The sequence below is a fragment of the Candidatus Methanoperedens sp. genome (genome assembly GCA_012026795.1).
GTDB lineage: Archaea > Halobacteriota > Methanosarcinia > Methanosarcinales > Methanoperedenaceae > Methanoperedens.
The window spans coordinates 45,865-64,362 of record VEPM01000020.1 but is presented as its reverse complement, the minus strand read 5'-3'; the positions used below and the strand labels follow the sequence as shown (position 1 = coordinate 64,362).

General features: G+C 41.7%; 16 protein-coding genes. 4 read left to right on the top strand and 12 right to left on the bottom strand.

Annotated elements, in window-relative coordinates:
- Positions 1–122: 122 nt before the first annotated feature.
- The 3 genes from FIB07_11105 to FIB07_11095 all read left to right on the top strand — a co-directional run bounded on the left by FIB07_11105 (position 123) and on the right by FIB07_11095 (position 3,522).
- Positions 123–905, top strand: coding sequence for a hypothetical protein (locus FIB07_11105; GenBank protein NJD53403.1), 783 nt, complete (start codon positions 123–125; stop codon positions 903–905).
- A gap of 108 nt (positions 906–1,013) precedes the next feature.
- Positions 1,014–2,015 carry an AbrB/MazE/SpoVT family DNA-binding domain-containing protein gene (locus tag FIB07_11100; GenBank protein NJD53402.1) on the top strand — a complete coding sequence of 334 codons (1,002 nt, stop codon included), beginning with the start codon at positions 1,014–1,016 and terminating at the stop codon, positions 2,013–2,015.
- 61 nt (positions 2,016–2,076) lie between these two features.
- Positions 2,077–3,522 (top strand): hypothetical protein, encoded by a 1,446-nt coding sequence (locus FIB07_11095; protein ID NJD53401.1) that lies wholly within the window; start codon positions 2,077–2,079, stop codon positions 3,520–3,522.
- On the opposite strand, the gene FIB07_11090 is transcribed toward FIB07_11095, so the two are convergent.
- Genes FIB07_11090 through lysA form a run of 3 tightly spaced genes read right to left on the bottom strand, consistent with a single transcriptional unit; the run spans position 3,519 to position 6,442 of the window.
- Complete coding sequence (locus FIB07_11090) at positions 3,519–4,100, bottom strand: cobalt-precorrin-7 (C(5))-methyltransferase (protein ID NJD53400.1); 582 nt, start codon at positions 4,098–4,100, stop codon at positions 3,519–3,521. The two genes, FIB07_11095 and FIB07_11090, sit on opposite strands and share 4 nt — an antisense overlap.
- On the bottom strand, positions 4,097–5,125 hold the full coding sequence (locus FIB07_11085) for a cobalt-precorrin-5B (C(1))-methyltransferase (protein NJD53399.1): 1,029 nt from the start codon (positions 5,123–5,125) through the stop codon (positions 4,097–4,099). Before FIB07_11085 ends, FIB07_11090 begins: the two co-directional genes overlap by 4 nt.
- 33 nt (positions 5,126–5,158) lie before the next feature.
- Positions 5,159–6,442 carry a diaminopimelate decarboxylase gene (gene lysA, locus FIB07_11080; GenBank protein ID NJD53398.1) on the bottom strand — a complete coding sequence of 428 codons (1,284 nt, stop codon included), beginning with the start codon at positions 6,440–6,442 and terminating at the stop codon, positions 5,159–5,161.
- A 387-nt stretch (positions 6,443–6,829) separates the two neighbouring features.
- Between lysA and FIB07_11075 the strand changes: the two genes are divergently transcribed.
- Positions 6,830–8,149, top strand: coding sequence for an HlyC/CorC family transporter (locus tag FIB07_11075; GenBank protein ID NJD53397.1), 1,320 nt, complete (start codon positions 6,830–6,832; stop codon positions 8,147–8,149).
- 81 nt (positions 8,150–8,230) lie between these two features.
- Here the strand turns inward: FIB07_11075 and FIB07_11070 are convergent, their stop codons facing one another.
- The 9 genes from FIB07_11070 to FIB07_11030 all read right to left on the bottom strand — a co-directional run bounded on the left by FIB07_11070 (position 8,231) and on the right by FIB07_11030 (position 17,993).
- Positions 8,231–9,499, bottom strand: a complete 1,269-nt coding sequence (locus tag FIB07_11070) for a hypothetical protein (GenBank protein NJD53396.1) — start codon at positions 9,497–9,499, stop codon at positions 8,231–8,233.
- Positions 9,492–10,427 carry a 4Fe-4S dicluster domain-containing protein gene (locus FIB07_11065; GenBank protein NJD53395.1) on the bottom strand — a complete coding sequence of 312 codons (936 nt, stop codon included), beginning with the start codon at positions 10,425–10,427 and terminating at the stop codon, positions 9,492–9,494. Before FIB07_11065 ends, FIB07_11070 begins: the two co-directional genes overlap by 8 nt.
- 6 nt (positions 10,428–10,433) lie before the next feature.
- Entirely contained in the window at positions 10,434–11,240 is an 807-nt protein-coding gene (locus FIB07_11060) for a hypothetical protein (GenBank protein NJD53394.1), read from the bottom strand.
- An 81-nt stretch (positions 11,241–11,321) separates the two neighbouring features.
- Positions 11,322–12,764, bottom strand: a complete 1,443-nt coding sequence (locus FIB07_11055; protein ID NJD53393.1) for a hypothetical protein — start codon at positions 12,762–12,764, stop codon at positions 11,322–11,324.
- Between the two features lie 31 nt (positions 12,765–12,795).
- Positions 12,796–13,077 carry a hypothetical protein gene (locus FIB07_11050; protein NJD53392.1) on the bottom strand — a complete coding sequence of 94 codons (282 nt, stop codon included), beginning with the start codon at positions 13,075–13,077 and terminating at the stop codon, positions 12,796–12,798.
- Between the two features lie 174 nt (positions 13,078–13,251).
- Positions 13,252–14,694 carry a hypothetical protein gene (locus FIB07_11045; protein NJD53391.1) on the bottom strand — a complete coding sequence of 481 codons (1,443 nt, stop codon included), beginning with the start codon at positions 14,692–14,694 and terminating at the stop codon, positions 13,252–13,254.
- Between the two features lie 145 nt (positions 14,695–14,839).
- Complete coding sequence (locus FIB07_11040) at positions 14,840–15,664, bottom strand: cytochrome b/b6 domain-containing protein (GenBank protein ID NJD53390.1); 825 nt, start codon at positions 15,662–15,664, stop codon at positions 14,840–14,842.
- Between the two features lie 2 nt (positions 15,665–15,666).
- A complete protein-coding gene (locus tag FIB07_11035) occupies positions 15,667–16,527 on the bottom strand; it encodes a hypothetical protein (GenBank protein NJD53389.1) in 861 nt (286 codons plus the stop codon).
- A 29-nt stretch (positions 16,528–16,556) separates the two neighbouring features.
- Positions 16,557–17,993, bottom strand: coding sequence for a hypothetical protein (locus tag FIB07_11030; protein NJD53388.1), 1,437 nt, complete (start codon positions 17,991–17,993; stop codon positions 16,557–16,559).
- Positions 17,994–18,498 lie beyond the last annotated feature (505 nt).

The window sequence follows — 18,498 nt, the reverse complement described above, 5'->3', positions numbered from 1 at the left end:
ATTTTAAACTATTTATGTTGTAAACGCCCACCCGAATCGTTAAATTAACCTCTATAGTCTAAATACATCTACATACACTATGAGGGGATGCATTAATTGGCCAGAAGGGGAAAATATGACCTGTGAAATTGATTGATGATGAGTCAGGGCTTTCAGTTGTTGTCGGTACGTTGCTGCTGATAATAGTTGTGGTCGGTTCTGTATCCGCCCTTGCTCTCATGGTGAACGAGGCACAGAAAAAGGAGATGGAGAGGAACAGCTTTCGTATTGCCGTAGAGAGTGAGAACCTGAAGATCACATCGCTTGCCCCCAGGACTGACAATCCTGGTGATGAGAATTGGAGTATCATAAAAATAAACATCGTAAACATGAATACAGAAGAAGCCAGGATTGTTGGTATCAACATTAATGATAGAAATGCAAAAAACTATACAGATGGTGTGAGAGAATATAATTTCCCGGGTCAATTCGCTGTACCAGGGGGCGCAAGCAGGCAGATTATCTTAAACCTTATTTCCAACTCTTCCTCAAACTCTACTTCCTCTCTTAACATTTCATTTACATCCCCTTTTAATATTTCCAGAAAAGATCCTATCAGAGTAATTCTATTTACCAGCCTGGCAAACAACTTTGAGCGTGTTTTTCTTCCTCCTGTTCCCATCATAAAAGTGAATGTCGAGTCTGAGATTATCGCAAATATATCCCGGGAAGTCCTCACCCTGGAAGGTTCAGATTCCATTGACAGCGAAGGAACGATTATTGACTATTCCTGGCAGGGTGACAATTTCGCTCCAGGCAGCGGAAAGAAATATAGGACGAATAATTTCACCAGGCCATTCAATGTCACCCTTACTGTGACAGATAGCAATGGGATGCAGGGTTTTACTCGATGGGTATATCCATAAAAATTCTTCTTATGAACTGTGTGTTTTAAGATAGCAGTCTCAAAAATGATATATATTTTATTCCAATAATCTATATATGTTATAAACTATCAGTAGAGTAATGATAATATGGAAGCACGGAAAGTTTACGTAAGCGGCGGCTCTACCTATGTAATTTCACTGCCCAAGAAATGGGTTAAGAAGACTAACCTGAAGCCAGGAGACTCCCTGATGGTCACGGAACATGGCAGTTCTTTGCTGATAGGGACCAGTGTAATTGAAAAAGAGTCACTGACGAAGGAAATTAAAATCTCACAAATAAAATCAAGCGAAGCTCTTGAGCGTATATTAATTGCTTTTTACCTGGTGGGTTATGATACTATTAAAATAAAAGTGGACCGGAAAGATCACCTTGCATACAGGGAGATCATACGGAACATTATGGACTATTTGATAGGCGTCGAGATAGTCGAGGATACTAACGAAGCAATGACTCTTGAGATAATGCTGGATTATAAACGTATGAATACCATGCAGATACTCCAGCGAATGTTCTCCATAGACAGGTCGATGCTTCTTGATCTTGGCAAGGCTTTAAAAAACATGGATGTGGGACTGGCAAAAGATATAATAGCAAGAGAGAAAGAAATTGACAGGCTCTATTTTTTGGTTGTCAGGCAGCTTAAGAGCGCCGTAGAATACCAGCAGATAGCTGAAAAACTCGGGATAGAATCTCAAAGGGATTGCCTTGGATACAGGATTGTAGTAAAGGTTCTTGAAAGAATTGCTGACCATATTGAAAATATCGCAAAAAGTTACATCCGGTTATTTGAGATCCAGAAAGAAACGCAACTGGACGAATTTATAGATATCACAGAGGATATAGTTGCAACTTTCGAAAAATCTGTTCAGGCATTATTTACAAGAAATGGTGAAATGGCTGAAATAGTTTTTCATGAACTGAAGAAGGTTGAGAAATCCCATTCCGATATTTCAAAAAGATTGTTCGAGATAGAAGATATTCAATCTGCTATTTTAGAAAAAACGATGCTTGACAGCTTTGGGAGAATAGCGAGCTATAGCGGAGATATTGCAGAGGTAGCTATCAATATGTCCACAGAAGTATATTGAATTTCTACCCAATCCTTATATAGAATTTGACCCAATATTTATTAAGTAGCTGGTGGTCAGAATGATAATCGTTCCTTCTCATATACCAAATCTTGATGAAATACTTGAGGGAGGCTTCAACAAGCCTTCAATTGTGCTTGTAGCAGGTGCGGCAGGCAGTGGAAAAACAACATTCGCAGCCCAATCCCTGTTCAATGCAGCAAAAGCAGGCGATATATGTCTTTTCATTTCCACGGTCTCCGAACCCCCTGCAATGATAAACAATTATATGTCGCGATTTTCTTTCTTTGACCAGGAACTCTATGAAACAAACAAAATGAATATAGTCAGTATCAGTGAATCCTTGCTGAAAAAAGGGCATGATGAAGTCCTGGATTTTATTAACAAAAAAATTTCCATTATCAAACCAGCAAGGATCGTCATAGATCCCCTGACCGCGCTGGGAGACCTTCTGAAGTCATTTGAAAACAGGCCGGTTTCTGACGATGAGAGAAGGGGATTTTATTTTGACCTGTTCACTTCAATGAAAAGCTGGAATACCCTTGTAATTATTACAGGTGAATTCACCCTTGAAGATCTCAGGAAAAGCGTAGTGGGATACCTTGCTGACGGAGTAATATACCTGTCTGAGGACATTTTCGGAATGCGGGTGGAAAGGAATCTTCGCCTCATCAAAATGAGGGGGCAAAAATACATATCAGGGAAACATTCGATGGATATAAGAAATATAGGCATAATTGTTTTCCCCAGGTTATTACCGGAAACTGAAGATAAACCTGTATCCAGTATCAAAGTCAGTACTGGCATATCAGGTCTTGATAATATGCTAAAAGGCGGTATTCCTGATGATGATGTTTTACTCATTTCAGGCACAACAGGCACCGGGAAAACCACATTTGGTATTCATTTCATTTGCGACGGGCTCATCCGGGATGAAAATGGGTTGATAATGTCTATGGAAGAACGTCCATCAAAACTTGTCAGGAATTCAAGGGCGTTTGGCCTGGATTTGCAGCCGTATCTTGATAAGAAAATGCTTGAGATCATATATTTATCTCCTGTTTTCTTCAGGCCCGATGAAGAAGCTTTGATACTGAAAAAGAAGATAAAAGAAAACAATATTAAACGCATCTTATTTGATGGCATAGAAAATCTTGAGACGTCGCTACCGGATAGCATAGAACGCAAGAACTATATCACGATCCTTCTTGACATGTTTTCAACAATGGGTGTCACAACAGCCGTAACAAGTGAGATATCTGAGCTGTTCGGCGCTGTGAAGCTGACGCATGAAGCTTTGTCGTGTGCCGTAGATAACATCATACTGCTTCGTCATGTTGAGGTCGATGGAAAGATACACGGGGTTTTAAGCATACTCAAATCGCGAGGTATTGAACATGACACCGAGATACGGGAATATGAACTCACAGATAAGGGGATCAAGGTAATGAGCGCCATGAAAGGTTATGAAAGCGTGCTTTGTGGAAGCGCACGCAAATTAAATTAAAAATTGGTTATAATTACACAATACATATCAGATCCAGAGGCTGGAGGCTTATCAGTAGTTCCGGTCACTATGCGCTCATCGTGATAACCAAGCTTCTCACAGACAGAGATCTTCTTTGAAAAACCCTCATTTTTAAGGAAAACTGCAATTTCTTTTACACCAAAAGAGGAGTCAGGAAGCAGAAAAATATTTTTTCCATTTCTTAAATCCGCCAATATCCGTTCTTTAACAATCCCAATATCCCTTGAGTGGGCAGTAATGACAGCAATATTGTCAATTCCAAGGCACAGCCTTGCGCATGCGATCTGCATTGATGAGATCCCCGGGATAATTTGATCTTCCAATTTTGCATACTTCCCAAGACCTGAAAGCATCGGGTCTCCTGTGGAGAGGACGACCGCATTTCCGGGGAGTTGTTGCAAAGTATAATCCGTAAGTATATTCGCTTTGCATTTTATATGTTCTTTTGCCAGTTCAATAGCCCGTTTTGATCCGAATATTATGCTGGCATTTTCTATTGCCTTTATCGCTTCGTTTGTAAGTAGACCAGGGCCCGCGCCCACACCAATAATTTTCATAAAGTTCCATCCGGATTGATAGGATTGATATTTCGTTCGCGGGTATCACGAAGAATTGTCCCGTTCCTGTCCAATAGCACAATTCTTCTTCCCGATATCCTGACCGCCTCATCCAGCGTCAGGTCAATAACAGGATTTTCCGGATTAGCATCGATCATTTCCTGGATGGTAAGATAACCGCTATTTTTTAAGATATCAGGATTTGCCCATTTCAATATAAGTCCTGGAAGACCGCAGATAATTACCTCACCTTTTGCGGCAGCAAGACCTCCTGGGATATCGCTCCCGATAAGTATTACTGTGTATCCCGGGAAAAGCATGCTGGAAAAGCGCACACCAGTTCTTCCTGTTGTAAGAACGACCCTGTCGGCTTTTGCGATAAGTTCTTCCTTCATTTCTCCCAGATGTTCATTCCACGGCTCTACAAAGCCAGTTGTTCCCAGAATGGAAAGCCCTCCAGTTATCCCGATCTTTTCATTAAGCGTTTTTTTTGCAACTTCCTTACCCTGCGGGATTGAAATTGTAACTAACGCTCCTTTTAACTTTGTCTCAAGAAGTGCCTCTTTTATAGCTTCCTCTATCTGCCGCATCGGAGAAGGATTGATCGCTGGTTTGCCATTTTTTGAACCTATGCCATATCCTGCTTTGATTATTATTGTCTCATTTTCTTTTGCCCTGGCCTGGATCTCTATTCCCCTGGTTGCATCGCTTTCATGATCTCCTGAATCCTTAACAACAGAAGCCTTCCCATTCTTTGCATCAACCGAAAGGAAAGCACGTATCCCGACAGGCGTGGGAACAGATACAACAGAAACCTCTGAAATATCCCCTTTAAGGGATAAGACCGCAGCTTTTGCAGCAGCAGCAGCGGTTGTCCCTGTTGTAAACCCGCGCCGCAAAAGCGAGCCGTCCGAAAGAAGAACATAACGTCCGCTCGATATGCGGGAATTTAATTCGTCAGGTGGTATGCTTGCACGTTTTATCCATTCATCGGGAATTTCAAAATTATCAACAGGGTCGATCATATTTCATAAAGAATCAAAGTCTATTGTAACACTTCACATCAACCTTGCCGGAAGCTTCTGCCCGTTAAGCAGGTCCACAAAGTCCTCCCGGTTCCTTATGACTTCCGCCTCTCCGTCTTTTACCAGTACTTCAGCACACCGGGGTCTTCCGTTATACTGGCTGCTCATGCTAAAGCCGTATGCTCCGGCATCCAGCAGAGCGACCAGGTCGCCTTTTTCAATATGCGGCAGGGTTCTATCCTTTGCGAAAATATCCCCGGTCTCGCATATTGGCCCGACGATCGTGTAAATGTCCTCAGGTCTGGAATTTGCTTTATTTGCAACAACAATATGATGATATGAGTCATACATGGTGGGGCGGACAAGAAGATTAAAACCTGCATCTACACCAACAAAATTCTTTGCCGCTTTCTTTACTGTATTGACGCGTGCAAGGAGGATGGTCGTATCTGCAACAATAAAACGTCCGGGCTCAAGCACAAGCCGGGGTGATATTCCAATAGCTTTTGTCCTTTCTTCAAATACCGGAAGGATCGCATTTGCATGGTCAAGAGGTGTTGGGGCCTGTCCTTCATCCTTTTTATAAGGTATACCAAGACCCGAACCCATGTCCACGAATTCAAGATTTATTCCAAGCCCCGTTATTTTTTCAACAAGATCCATCATTTTATGGGTAGCTTCGGTGAAAGGCGTTGTATCCAGTATCTGGGACCCGATATGGCAGTGAATGCCAGCCGGTACGATCCCTGGAAGTTTATTCGCCTCTTTATATGCACCCACAACTTCCTCTGAAGGAATCCCGAATTTTGAAGTCCGAAGGCCGGTTGATATTTTAGGATGGGTCTTTGCAGAGACATCGGGATTGACACGGAATGCGATCTCTACTGTTTTACCCAGGGAATCAGCTATTTTTGATAATGTGCGAAGTTCATCAAGAGAATCCACAGAGACTTTTATACCCATTTCCACTGCTTTTTGCAGTTCAAAATCAGTCTTTGAATTGCCATTAAAGAGGATTTTCTCACGCCCGATTCCGGCAAGAAGCGCCATATAAAGCTCGCCGAAACTGAAAACATCAGCGCCAGCCCCTTCCCGCGCAAGCATCCTGAGGATGGCAAAGCTTCCATTGGCTTTGGCCGCATAATTTATTTCAGCATCAGGGAAAGCCTTCCTGTATTCTGAGAAATTACTGATGACCCTGGATTCATTAGTAACGTACAGGGGAGTTCCAAACTGTTCTGCAAGGACGGTGGTATCAGCGCCGCCAATAATAAGATGATGATTCCTGATTTCAAGATGATCTTTTATTGTGAACATAGTGGCACAATTAACGGATATTATAATATAGCTTGCCTTGTTTTAGTAATTTCATGAATAATTATGTCATCCAAATACTGAGTATCATTTACCAAGCGAAAACTATTTATTCCGAGCAATTGATGATAGAAGTGTTCGCGTAAAAACGAACAAGATAAGCGGGTTCATTTTTTCAACGATACCACCCACTCCCCTTCCCGCTTATCTTAGACTTATCATTTTAATTCATATTTTTGTGTCTGAGAATTGAAATATGGTTCCTATGGAAAGTTTGGAAGCTATAGAAAAAAGGTATGGTGAGAATTCTATATCTATACCTATATCTATATTCCCACAGGTTAGTGGACATTAACCTTAATCTTAATATCAGGCTAATAAGAGACAACAATGCCAGACATCACGTTTCAAATTATACTCATCATTTTACTTACCATTGCCAATGGTGTTTTTTCCATGTCCGAGATTGCCATTATTTCGGCACGCAAGGCACGGCTTCAGCAATGGGTCAATGAAGGCAATGCAAAGGCACAGGTTGCGCTGGATCTTGCAGATTCACCCAATCGTTTGCTATCCACGGTCCAAATTGGCATCACACTTATAGGCATACTGGCTGGCGTATTAGGCGGAGCAACCATAGCAGAGGAACTGTCTGCGCGCCTGGTCTTTATACCCTTATTTGCGCCCTACAGCAAAGCCATTGCTCTGGGTACTGTAGTTCTTGGAATTACATATCTTACTTTGGTTATTGGTGAACTTGTGCCCAAAAGGATGGCATTACATAACCCGGAACGGATAGCATGTATTATGGCCGTCCCTATGCGCATGTTATCCAGGATAACCGCGCCTGCGGTTCATCTGTTGAGCATTTCGACAGATACGGTACTCAGAATATTGGGCATACGACCGGTTACCGAACCGCCTGTAACAGAGGAAGAGATTAATATCCTGATCGAGCAGGGTATGAAAGCCGGAACGTTTGAAAAAGCAGAAAGGGATATGGTAGAGCAGGTATTTCGCCTGGGTGACCTGCGTGCAGGTGCATTGATGACGCCACGTACCGAGATAGTCTGGCTTGATATCGAAGATTCGTCCCAGGAAATACGACATAAAATAGCCGATAGCGGTCATTCCCGCTTTCCGGTAGGTCAGGGTAGTCTTGATAATATTCTTGGCATAGTGCAAATTAAGGACATGCTGGATCTTAACATGGCAGGCAAGACTCCTGATCTGAGGGCATCCATGCGCCGCCCGTTGTTTGTGCCCGAAAGTACGCACGCTTTGAAAGTTCTGGAACTATTCAAGAAATCCGGCATACATATCTCGCTCGTGGTCGATGAATACGGCAGTGTCCAGGGATTGGTAACACTAAAAGATATACTGGAACAGATCGTCGGGGATATACCATCAGTAGAGGAACTGGAGCAGCCACTGGCTGTGCAGCGCGAGGATGGCTCATGGCTTCTGGATGGAATGTTGCTCGTGGATGATTTCAAAAAGATATTCAGCATTAAAGAGCTGCCAGGAGAGGGCATCTATCAGACATTGGGCGGCTTTGTGCTGATGCATATGGGGCGTATCCCTGTTGTAGGCAACCATTTTGAATGGAACGGATTACGCTTTGAGGTAGTGGATATGGATAAAAACCGGATAGACAAGGTACTTGTCATGCCTTCCCGAAAAGCTCCTTCTGCACAACAAACCAAATAAATTAAAAAAATAATTCCGGACAAGGCTGCATGCAAGCAAACAACCCTATCCGGCTCCTATCCTTCCCAGCTTCATCTTGAATTAATGCCCGTCATTCGGATAATCGGGATGATCCCGAAGGACAGGCATCCTGTTGACGATCCATCTGTAAACCAGTATCTGTATTATGATAACTGATATTACTACCAGCACTTCCTTCCAGTAGAAGAGTTCTCCTTTAGGAAGTTGATAGTTGAATGTCAGCAATGTCAGGTTGAACCTGTTAAGGATTATTCCGATCATCGTCACAACACCTGTTACCTGGATAAGTCTTACGTTCTTCTTCATTACCCCGTAATAATACAGGAATGGGACCAGCGCAAGGATAAATATCTCAACCATAAACCAGTGACCAGTTGGCGTATCGAGGTACTTCCATGCGCCTTCATGTGTAATGCTTATCAATCTCATTCCCAGGTATGTAAACATGACAAGCGAAGAGGCTTTCCCAAGACCGATCGTAACATCATCAATGCTTCCAAGGTATTCCGGCGATGCCCTGTTCCTGAAGTATATCGTTGTGAGTTTACTGACCACGATCATCAGGGCCATCGCAGCTCCTATTGCTGAAATGAGGGCAAGCCATGGCAGGTATGATGTATACCATAGCGGATGCACCTTACCGGGCGCAAGGAGGAACATGGCTGAAAGAGCCGACTGGTGCAGTGTAGAGAGCATTACTCCAAATATTGTAAGACCCAGTGTCATGCTCACAGCTATCTTTCGCAGGTATCCCTGGTTTAGCCAGGCCAGGATCGATGGGCTGAATTCAAAGAACTGCACCGAGAGATACAGGGCTACATGCCAGGCCACAAGGAACATTACTGATGCAGTCCCGAATGATATGGCCATAGGATAATATATTCTCCACGGGCGGCCAAGGTCTATCATAAGGAATATTACTGCAAACAGGTATCCCAGGAAACCCAGCAGGATCGCATTCTTGACAATCGGCTGATATCTCTTGACCCCGAAAATATAAACTCCTGTCCCGATTACAAATCCTGATGCTGAGAATGGAACTCCGCTGAATAATCCCCATGTCAGGAATAGTCCCCAGGGCTGTTCATTCGAAGCTTCCGTTACCTGGTCAAGTCCGTAAATAAACCGCATTGCTATCAGGAATAGGCCCGCAAAGACAATGAGACCCGCACCAATATTAAGAGGGGTGATGAGCGTCTTCATATATTCTTTGAACGATAGTCCCAAAAATATCTTCTCCCTGAACCAGTTAGAAATTATTTCCGCACCTGTCAGTTCATTTTCGGGATACACATGTCTTTCCACAGTTTCGTTTCCAAATTCATTCATGTTTTATATCCTCCTCAGGTTTTTTCTCATTCTCCTTCTTATTCTCCTGCCCATGTTCTTCATGCGGTTTCTTATGTGTCGCCATATAAAAACCTCCAAGCAGTGCAGGCCATGTGACAAGCGTTAGATTTACCATACCCAGGAAATCCTTTGTCAGTTTCGGAAATGATGTTGTCCCGATATTTTCGGGGAACCCCATTTTCTCAAATGGCAGTTTTGAAATATACAACCAGCCAGTTCCTCCGGCTTCGGTTTCACCATACACGTGGTCGATATATTTATCAGGCTCCCCCCATATTCTCTGCTTTGCCATTTTCATCAGGTCTTTCCTTTTTCCGAACTGTATGGCTTCAACAGGGCATGCTTCAGCGCAGGCAGGAATGAGACCGTCTTTTATCCTCTGGTTGCACAAGAAACATTTCTGGATTTTCGGTTCAAAAGCGCTTGAATATTCAAAGGCCGGGACATAGAACGGACATGCTGTGATACAATAACGGCATCCGATACACACCTTTTCATTCCATACCACGGGTCCTTCTTTTGATTTTGTCAGTGCAGCTACCGGGCAGGCTGTAACACATGCCGGCTCATCGCAATGCATGCACTGGATCTTGCGATATACCGGTTTTCCGTCCTCACCCTCGAACCTGTTGACAACTGTATATGACTGCACATCTGCGACGTAAGGTTTCCTCTTTTCTTCGAAAACAGAAGTATCTTCAAATGATGTTTTCGCATCTGGAAGATTATTAGCCTTGTTACATGCAGCTTCACAGCGGCGGCATCCGATGCACCTTGTTGTATCGGTAAGCATACCCAGGCGGTCGGGATTTCCTTCGAAATCCTGTGAGCCAAGAACGGTTTCGCTGCCAAGGATACTTGCTGCAACAACCGTTCCACCTATTTTAAGCAGGTTTCTCCTGTTTATCATAATTTATCCTCCGGCTGGTTTATGACAGCCTTGGCACGTATTGCCAGCTCTTCCTGCATGGTCATCAGGTACTAACGCCGCACCTGCGACTCCTGTTGAATGGCACTTAAGACAGCTGTCATGATAAACGATCTTTGACTCCACGCCGCCATTTGGTATCCCTTTCGGATGGCACCTGTTACATGTATCCCATGTAAGCTGGTGCGGACGGATTGGAGCTGAAACTACGGCTGATGCTTTTAGCTCCCCTGTGTGGCATTTAGTGCAGCTGTCAGGTCCATTGAAATCTTCAGGATGACAGGATATGCACCGCTCGTGGTAAGCAGCCTTCAGGCCCGGTTTTGTTGAATTATGCGGATTGGTCGGGCTATCATGGCAATCCTTACATGCATGGATCTCATCCCCGCTGTTATGATGGCATGTAGTGCAACTGACCTTTTCACTCATTATCTTATGAAACTCAGTCGCTGGCCCGTATCTGATTGAAAGATACTCGGATTTATTTACTGTTGGCCACCCGCTATTTGAAGCAAGCCTGGTCTCTTTGATATTACCGGGTTGTATTGCCACTGATACGTTTGAAATATCCGGGGCTGATGCAACATCAGAATTATCTGAAGATGTAAGTACGATTGCTCCGGCCCCAAAGACCAGTGCAAGGGGAATAACGAAAGATACTATTGTTGGCCTTTTCATCCTATCCCTGGAGTTTACAAGTACCCACAGGGCGATAAACCCGAAGCAAAACGCTATTACAATCAGGTATTCAACCCCTTTGACAAACGTTATGAATTCAAGTAATGTATTCATTTTAACACCTATTATATAGTTTAATTTTTTGTATTGTTTCTTCTGCGATCCCGATTTTATCCAAAATTCCTGATTTTATTTTCATGGTACTCGTATTAACACCTCACAACAATTGTCTCCATGCGACAGTAATTTCCTGATATCAAGTTCTGCCCTGTTTCCAAAAGCGTGGTTCACTGCCCCCTTGAAAGTTTCCCTTATGGTATGGCAGATATATTTATCGATTGAATTACCTTCAGTCACAATATTGCATTTCTTGATTGTATAGAGCAGATTTTTCCCATCCGGTTTCCATTCGCTTTCCCTGTGGAGTTTAGAATCAATTATTTCAAGGGCTTTCCGGAAATTCTGGAATTCCCAGCCTTTTATATTGTTCTCTTTTTCGTACTCCTGCATCAGGGATACCCCTATCCTTCTCCCCAGGGCTGTCAGAGATACAGGTATATCAGGAATGTTCTTTAGCCCTTTTAAGAAAGCCATGAACATTATCAGGTCCTGGTCAACCCTGCTGTTACTGATCTTGAGGTTGCTTACTATCTCGTTGATCCTGATTCCCACATCCGGCCTGTGTGTCAGCACAACCATATTTGCAGTTGACTTTGCATCATACAGGTGGCCATTCGCTTCCAGAAGTGAGACTATGCTTGTTTTCAGTTTGTCTATTACCTCTTTGTTCCTGTAATTATGGAACAATATGAGGTTCTCCCGGTCAACCTCCACCCGGTCCACAACTCTTGATGTTTCATATACTTCCTTAACCAGGGACAGCATTTCGCAAAGAGGAATTTCCTGGATTGGTTTCTTGGCAAGAGTTTCTATCGTTATCTCACCCATCGGAACTTTGCCTGAAAGGAGATCCTCAAAGTAGTTCCTGTGAACAGTTACCATATTGTAATTGCTCAGGAGATGTCCGGTGATTATTGATTTCCAAAAATCCGGGCGGCTTTTGATGGCCTGGATAACTTCATTCAAACCTCCAAAAGAGGTTATAAGGCTGTCATATCCTTCCTTCTTGTTTGATTTTGATAGTTCAACTCTTATACCTCCATCAAGATTAAAAACCGAAGCTATCTCAAGCGGAGCATGCTCAGGTGAGTTTTTCACAAGATACTGGGCAAGCATCCTTGCAACGAATTTTATTTTCTGGGGCGAACCTTTGACTTCTATCAATACGTCTGATGCAGATGCATCACTATCGTATTTCAGGGAAAGGTCAACATCCCATTCCAGTTCTGTGAACTTGTGCTTGAGATGGTCTTCAAGTTTTCCCATTGAATTTATAAGCATGGGACTTATCAGATCATCCATTACATTGTCCGGGACAAGCAAACCATCGATTTCATTGAGCATCCATTTGAACAGCGTATTGTCAATTGTGGAAATATTCTCAAGTTCACTGTTTTTCCCGGCCCGGTCTATGATCTCTCTTATTGCAGCGCTAAAATTCCCTTTATGTTTTTCAACATAAGGTTCCATTTTCTCTATGCAATCATTATCAAGAGAGATATGTCTTGTAACGATCATAATTACCCCGCTTTCCCGGTCCGAGCTTCATTCACACTTTTCCAAATTGCTCATAGAGAAGTTCTTTTTCCCGTTTCAATTCTGCTTCTCTTCGTGCAAGCGCGTTCATGGTCTCATTTGCTCTTACTGAGACCGTGATCGTGTTCTTCCTGTCTTTCATGTATTCCCGCAGTCCAACTGCCAGGAAAACAGCCGCTGCGATTGGTAAGAGGATTACCCATCCTGTCAGGAAAGCTATAAAACTTTCAGATGGCAGGAAATAGACAGTCCCTATGACAATTCCGGCTGCAATATACCTTTTCCAATTATACATATGCTTCACCCAATCATGATTATCTAATGCCAATGTTAAAAGAATATTTGACAGGAAGATAGCATGGAAAGACATGGATAGACATAATATGGCATAAAAGAGGCATGATATGGCATTGAATGGCCATATAAATACAAGATATGGCAAATGACAGGATTATTTTTAAAAATAAGGTCAATGCACCCTTATAATCACCTCGCAGTAATTATCTCCGTGTGTCAGTAAATGTTTCGCATGCATCTGGGCTTTGTTTCCAAAAGCGTAACTTAAAGCCCCCTTAAATGTCTCCCTCATAGTATGACAGACGTAATTATCAAATTCATTTCCATTTCCTGCAATATTACATTTCCTGATTGTATAGAGCAGGTCCGTTCCTTCTAGTTTCCATTCGCTTTCCCTGTGGAGTCTTGCATCTATATTCTGTAATGCCTTCTGGAAGTTATCCAGTGTCCATGTCTTGATAAGTTTTTCCTGTTCATACCCCTGCATTAAGGATTTGCCTGTCCTTCGACCCAGGGATGTCAGAGATATGGGAATATCAGGAATGTCCTTTAATCCTTTTAAGAATCCAAGAAATACCAGAAGCTCCTGGTCAAGCCTGGTATTGCTGTTTTTCAAAGTCTTAACGATCTCATTTATTTTTATCCCGACGTCAGACCTGTGGGTCAGTATTATGATGTTGGCTGTTGCCCTGGCATCGTACATATGGCCATTTGCCTCAAGGAGCGCATGAGCGCTTTTTCTTAGTTTTTCAATAGCTGCCCTGTCCCTGTAGCTGTGGAATAAAACAAGTGTATCCTTATCGATTTCCACCCTGTTAACTATCCTTGATGTTTCAAAGACCTCTTTTATTAAATGAAGCATTTCCGTAAGAGGGATTTCCCGTATGGGTTTTTTTGCTATATTTTCTATTGTGATCTCCCATGCGGGTATTTTACCCTCAAGCAGATCCTCAAAATAATTCCTGTGGACAGTGACCATATTATAATTACTTACAAGATGCCTGTTGAACAGGGATTTCCAGAATTCCGGGCGCGTCTTTATAGTCCTGATAAGCTCGTCTGTCTTTCCAAAAAAAGTCTCAAGGCTAAGGAGTGCATCTTTATAGTTTGAACCTGATAATTCTACTTTTATACCTTCATTAGTATTAATGACCGACATGACTTCAAGAGGTATGATTTTAAGTGAGTTTTTGACAATATACTGGGCAATTAAGCTGGTAATGAACTTTATCTTCTGATTATCGCCTTTTATCTCCATCAATACTTCACCCGGGAAAATATCATTGTCAGATCTTAATGTGATGCAAATTCCCCACTTAAGTTCCCCGAATTTCCGGTTAAGATAATTTTCCAGGTTGTCCATTGAATTCATCATTACCGGATTTATGAATTCATTGAGTATCTCAGAAGGAAGGAGTTTTTCATCTATTTCCCCGAGTATCCAGTTAAATAAGGAATGGTCTATTGCCGATGAATTGATCCTGGTATCATACTTCCCGGCCTGGCAGATCATATCCCTTAATGCTGCGCCGAAATTCCCGTTATGCTTATCAGCATAGGGTTTTAATTTCTCAATATATTCATCTTCAAGTGAGATATGCCGTGTAATATTCATTTTTCCTCACTCCTTTATTAAACATATAAAATGACAATCCTAAAAAAGTATTTGCGAAGATATCCGGGTTTTGTGTCCATTAAAGATTTTTTATGACATAAAATGACAATAAAAAAGAAAAAATCGTTTTTGAAAACCTTTCATGCTATACCACGTTCAGGACATACGTCTTAACAGCTTCCATAAGAACGTTATACGATATCCACACCATCCAGATGCAAATTGTAAGGAAGATTATCGTGAACACAAGTTTCGCAAATCCCACGATCAATATATTTTTGTGTTCCTTATGCTCCCTATTTTCCGTATTTGCAATTTTCTGGCTTTTCATGGCTTCTTCATATTCCAGGGGATGCTCATGCCGCATTTCTTCTTCCGGAATATTCCCTGTCAGCCATGCAAGATTTGGGAATTTCCCGAACTGCTCATCATAGAAGTGCCCTATAAAGATTGCAATGGAAGCAAGGACAGCTTCCCATGTATGAAACAGGTTCGCTATCTGCACAAATCCTATCGGGAAATATTTCATGGCCTCAAAAGGCTGCCACATCAATAATCCCGTAAAACCCATTATGACTGCTCCGAATCCTGCCCCGAAATATTCGAATTTCTGTTTCCAGGTATATCTCCCGAATTTCGGATGCTCATCAGAATATCTCAGGAAATACCGTACCTGCTGCTTGAAGTCCTCGAGATCTTTAAGATTGAACAGTATTTCATAGCGGGGTTTCTCAAGTATATGGTAAACAACATGATATATACTCACTCCTATCATTGCAAGGCCGGAAAAATGATGGATAAATGTCCTGTTATCGAATCCTCCTACTGATTCTATCATCCACCTTGACCACCATTCTTCGGGGAACTTGAGAGGAAAACCCGTATACGCAAGCAGGATAAATGAGGTAAAAAATATTATATGCTGTATGCGCTGGTTCAGGGTAAACCTCTTGAATTTTAATTCTACCATGATCAATGCCTCCTTCTTATTTCAAAATTTGATGTAATCCCGAGGAAAATAAGCCCTATTGTAAAGGTAAGTTCAAAAAGGATCATAAGTATATAGAAATACGTTACAAGCCTTTTTGCATCAAGGGAAAGCAGGTAAACAGACTGCTCTTCATGGACTTTACCCCCATAAATAAATACATTATTTGCACCCGGATGACACCCGTTTTTTCCGCAGGTAGACGGCAAATTCGCGGGATTTATTGCTGATTCCGGATCACTTGCCTGCCTTGTATCGTGGTTTTCATGACAATCCGAACAGCTTGCAAGTAACCTCCCGCCGCCTGCATAAGACTTATAATGGAAAGATTTTTTGTAAGTGTCAAACCTGTCTGTCCTGATACCATAATATAAAGCTTGCATTCTGGTCTGGTTTTCATGGCATGTTGCACATGTCTCCGGTACATTTGCCGAGTATGTCGAAGAATTGGGGTTTTTCGATGAAAGGATATTATGGATGCCGTGACAATCGGTACACGACGCTGATGTTCTTCCTTCCTTCAGTCTTTTCCAGTGAATGCTGTCTTCATATACCCTGGTTTCATTCCCATGACATTTTGAACAGAAGTTCGTGACATTTACAGGTGAAGGCGTTCCAGTAAAGTTCGTATGCATCACATTAATGGAAACAACACTTCCACTGATATTTATGTCTCCGCCATGACAGTCCGCACAAGTATTTTTATTGAAATGTATGCTTGCCCGGAATTCATTCACCTGTGCCGGATGGCAATGATAACAGGAAATATCCGTATTCTCATCCTGTGCAGATGCCCCGGTCAAAAAGAAAATACCGATCAATGCCAGGACTATTATCCTGCTCATCCGATTTTTTATTATGTTGAAATCTGGTTTTATTGAATTCGTAATACCACCTCGCAAAAATTATCACCATGAGATAATAATTTTTGAACATCCAATTCTGCTTTATTACTGAAGGCATAGTCCATTGCGCCTTTAAATGTCTCCCTTGTAGTGTGGCAAATGCATTTACCGGGATCATTCCGGGCAATGCTGCATTTCCTGACAGTATAATACAGGTTTTTCCCATCCGTTTTCCATTCGCTTTCCCTGTGAAGCTTTGAGTCAATAGTTTCAAAAGCATTTTTGAATTTTTCCAGGTTCCATTCCTTGATGTTATTTTCCAATTCATATTGTTGCATTATGGATTTACCAAGTCTTCTTCCCAGAACAGAAAGAGATAAAGGAATATCGGGAATGTCCTTAAGGCCGTTTAAGAAAGTAATGAACATCAATAATTCCCGGTCAACTCTATTGCTGCTTGTTTTCAAATTATCAATTAATTCATTGATCTTTAAACCGACATCAGGCCTATGTGTCAATACGATCATATTTTCTGTTGATTTTCCGTCGTACATGTGGCCGTTTGATTCCAGCAGTGTTAAAACGATCTTTTTTAATTTATCTACTGCTTGTTTTGCCCTGTAATTATGGAAAATGACCAGTTTATCATCTTCGATTTCCACTCTGTCAACAATCCTTGAATTCTCATAAACTTCCTTTAAGAGCCAGAGCAGATCTTTAAGAGGTATTTCCCGAATTGGTCTTTTTGCAAGAAATTCTATCGTCACTTCCCCTGCCGGTATATCATTAGCAAGTATATCTTCAAAAGAATTCCTGTGGATTGTGACCATATTGTAATTGCTGAGGTTATGACATTTGATAATCGGGTTCCAGAAATCAGGATGGCCCTTTACTGTTCCCAAAATTCCGTTTAACCCTCCGAAAAAAGTGATTAAACTATCTTCTGCTTCTGTTTTATCTGACCGGGATAATTCAATTTTTATACACTCATTAAAATTAACGACTGACTGTACTGCCAGCGGTGAGCGGGTGAGTGAATTTTTCACGAGGAACTGTGACATTAATCCGGCAATAAATTTTATTTTCCGGGGTGTGCCTCTTATTGTCAAAAGTACCTTTGTTGGAAAATTGTCATTATCGCATTTCAAACGAAGGTTTATTCCCCATTCAAGTCCTGTGAACCTCCGGTTTATGTTTTCTTCAAGTCTTTCCATCGAATTTATCAATATCGGGTTGATCAGGTTATCAAGAACGTCCCCGGGAACCAATATGTCATCTATCTCCTGTAACATCCAGTTAAACAAAGAAGTATCTACCGCCGATGAGTTGAAAGCCTGATTGTATTTTCCGGCCTGGTAAATCATATCCCTTAACGCAGCCCCCATGTTCCCATTGTGTCTCTTTATATATGCTTCCATTTTTTTCAGATATTCCTCGTCAATGGATATGTGTCTTGAAATGTTCATGGTCCCTCTTAAAATGTAAAATAGATCCCGCATGAAGTTTCACACAGGACCTTGTGCCTCTTCCTCCCGCTTCATTATTATGCCTGGATCTTTAATGGAATCAGGCTCTTGCCACTGATTGCATCATATACACAAAGATAGATGCCGGTATAAGGAACAATCCTCCTGCAAAGGCAGCAAGGAATGTTTCTGCCGGGAGATAATAAGCTGCTGTCATAAAAGCTGCCGCAGCTATTGCAGCTATCATATATTTGGTTTTATTTCGCATATTTCATAACACCTCAATATGATCTATATATTGACATTATTAAATAATCACTTGATAATAAAATGTTAGGAAAATACTGTAAGCCGCCATATTCGGTTTTTCATGGAATAATTACACCAGTAAATAAATAATATGTATTATATAATTTAAAGAAGCCTGTATTACTGAAATATTGGAATTAAAAAAGCATGAATTCCATATATTGGTCTTAAGAGACCCATTATTCTTTAAATATGT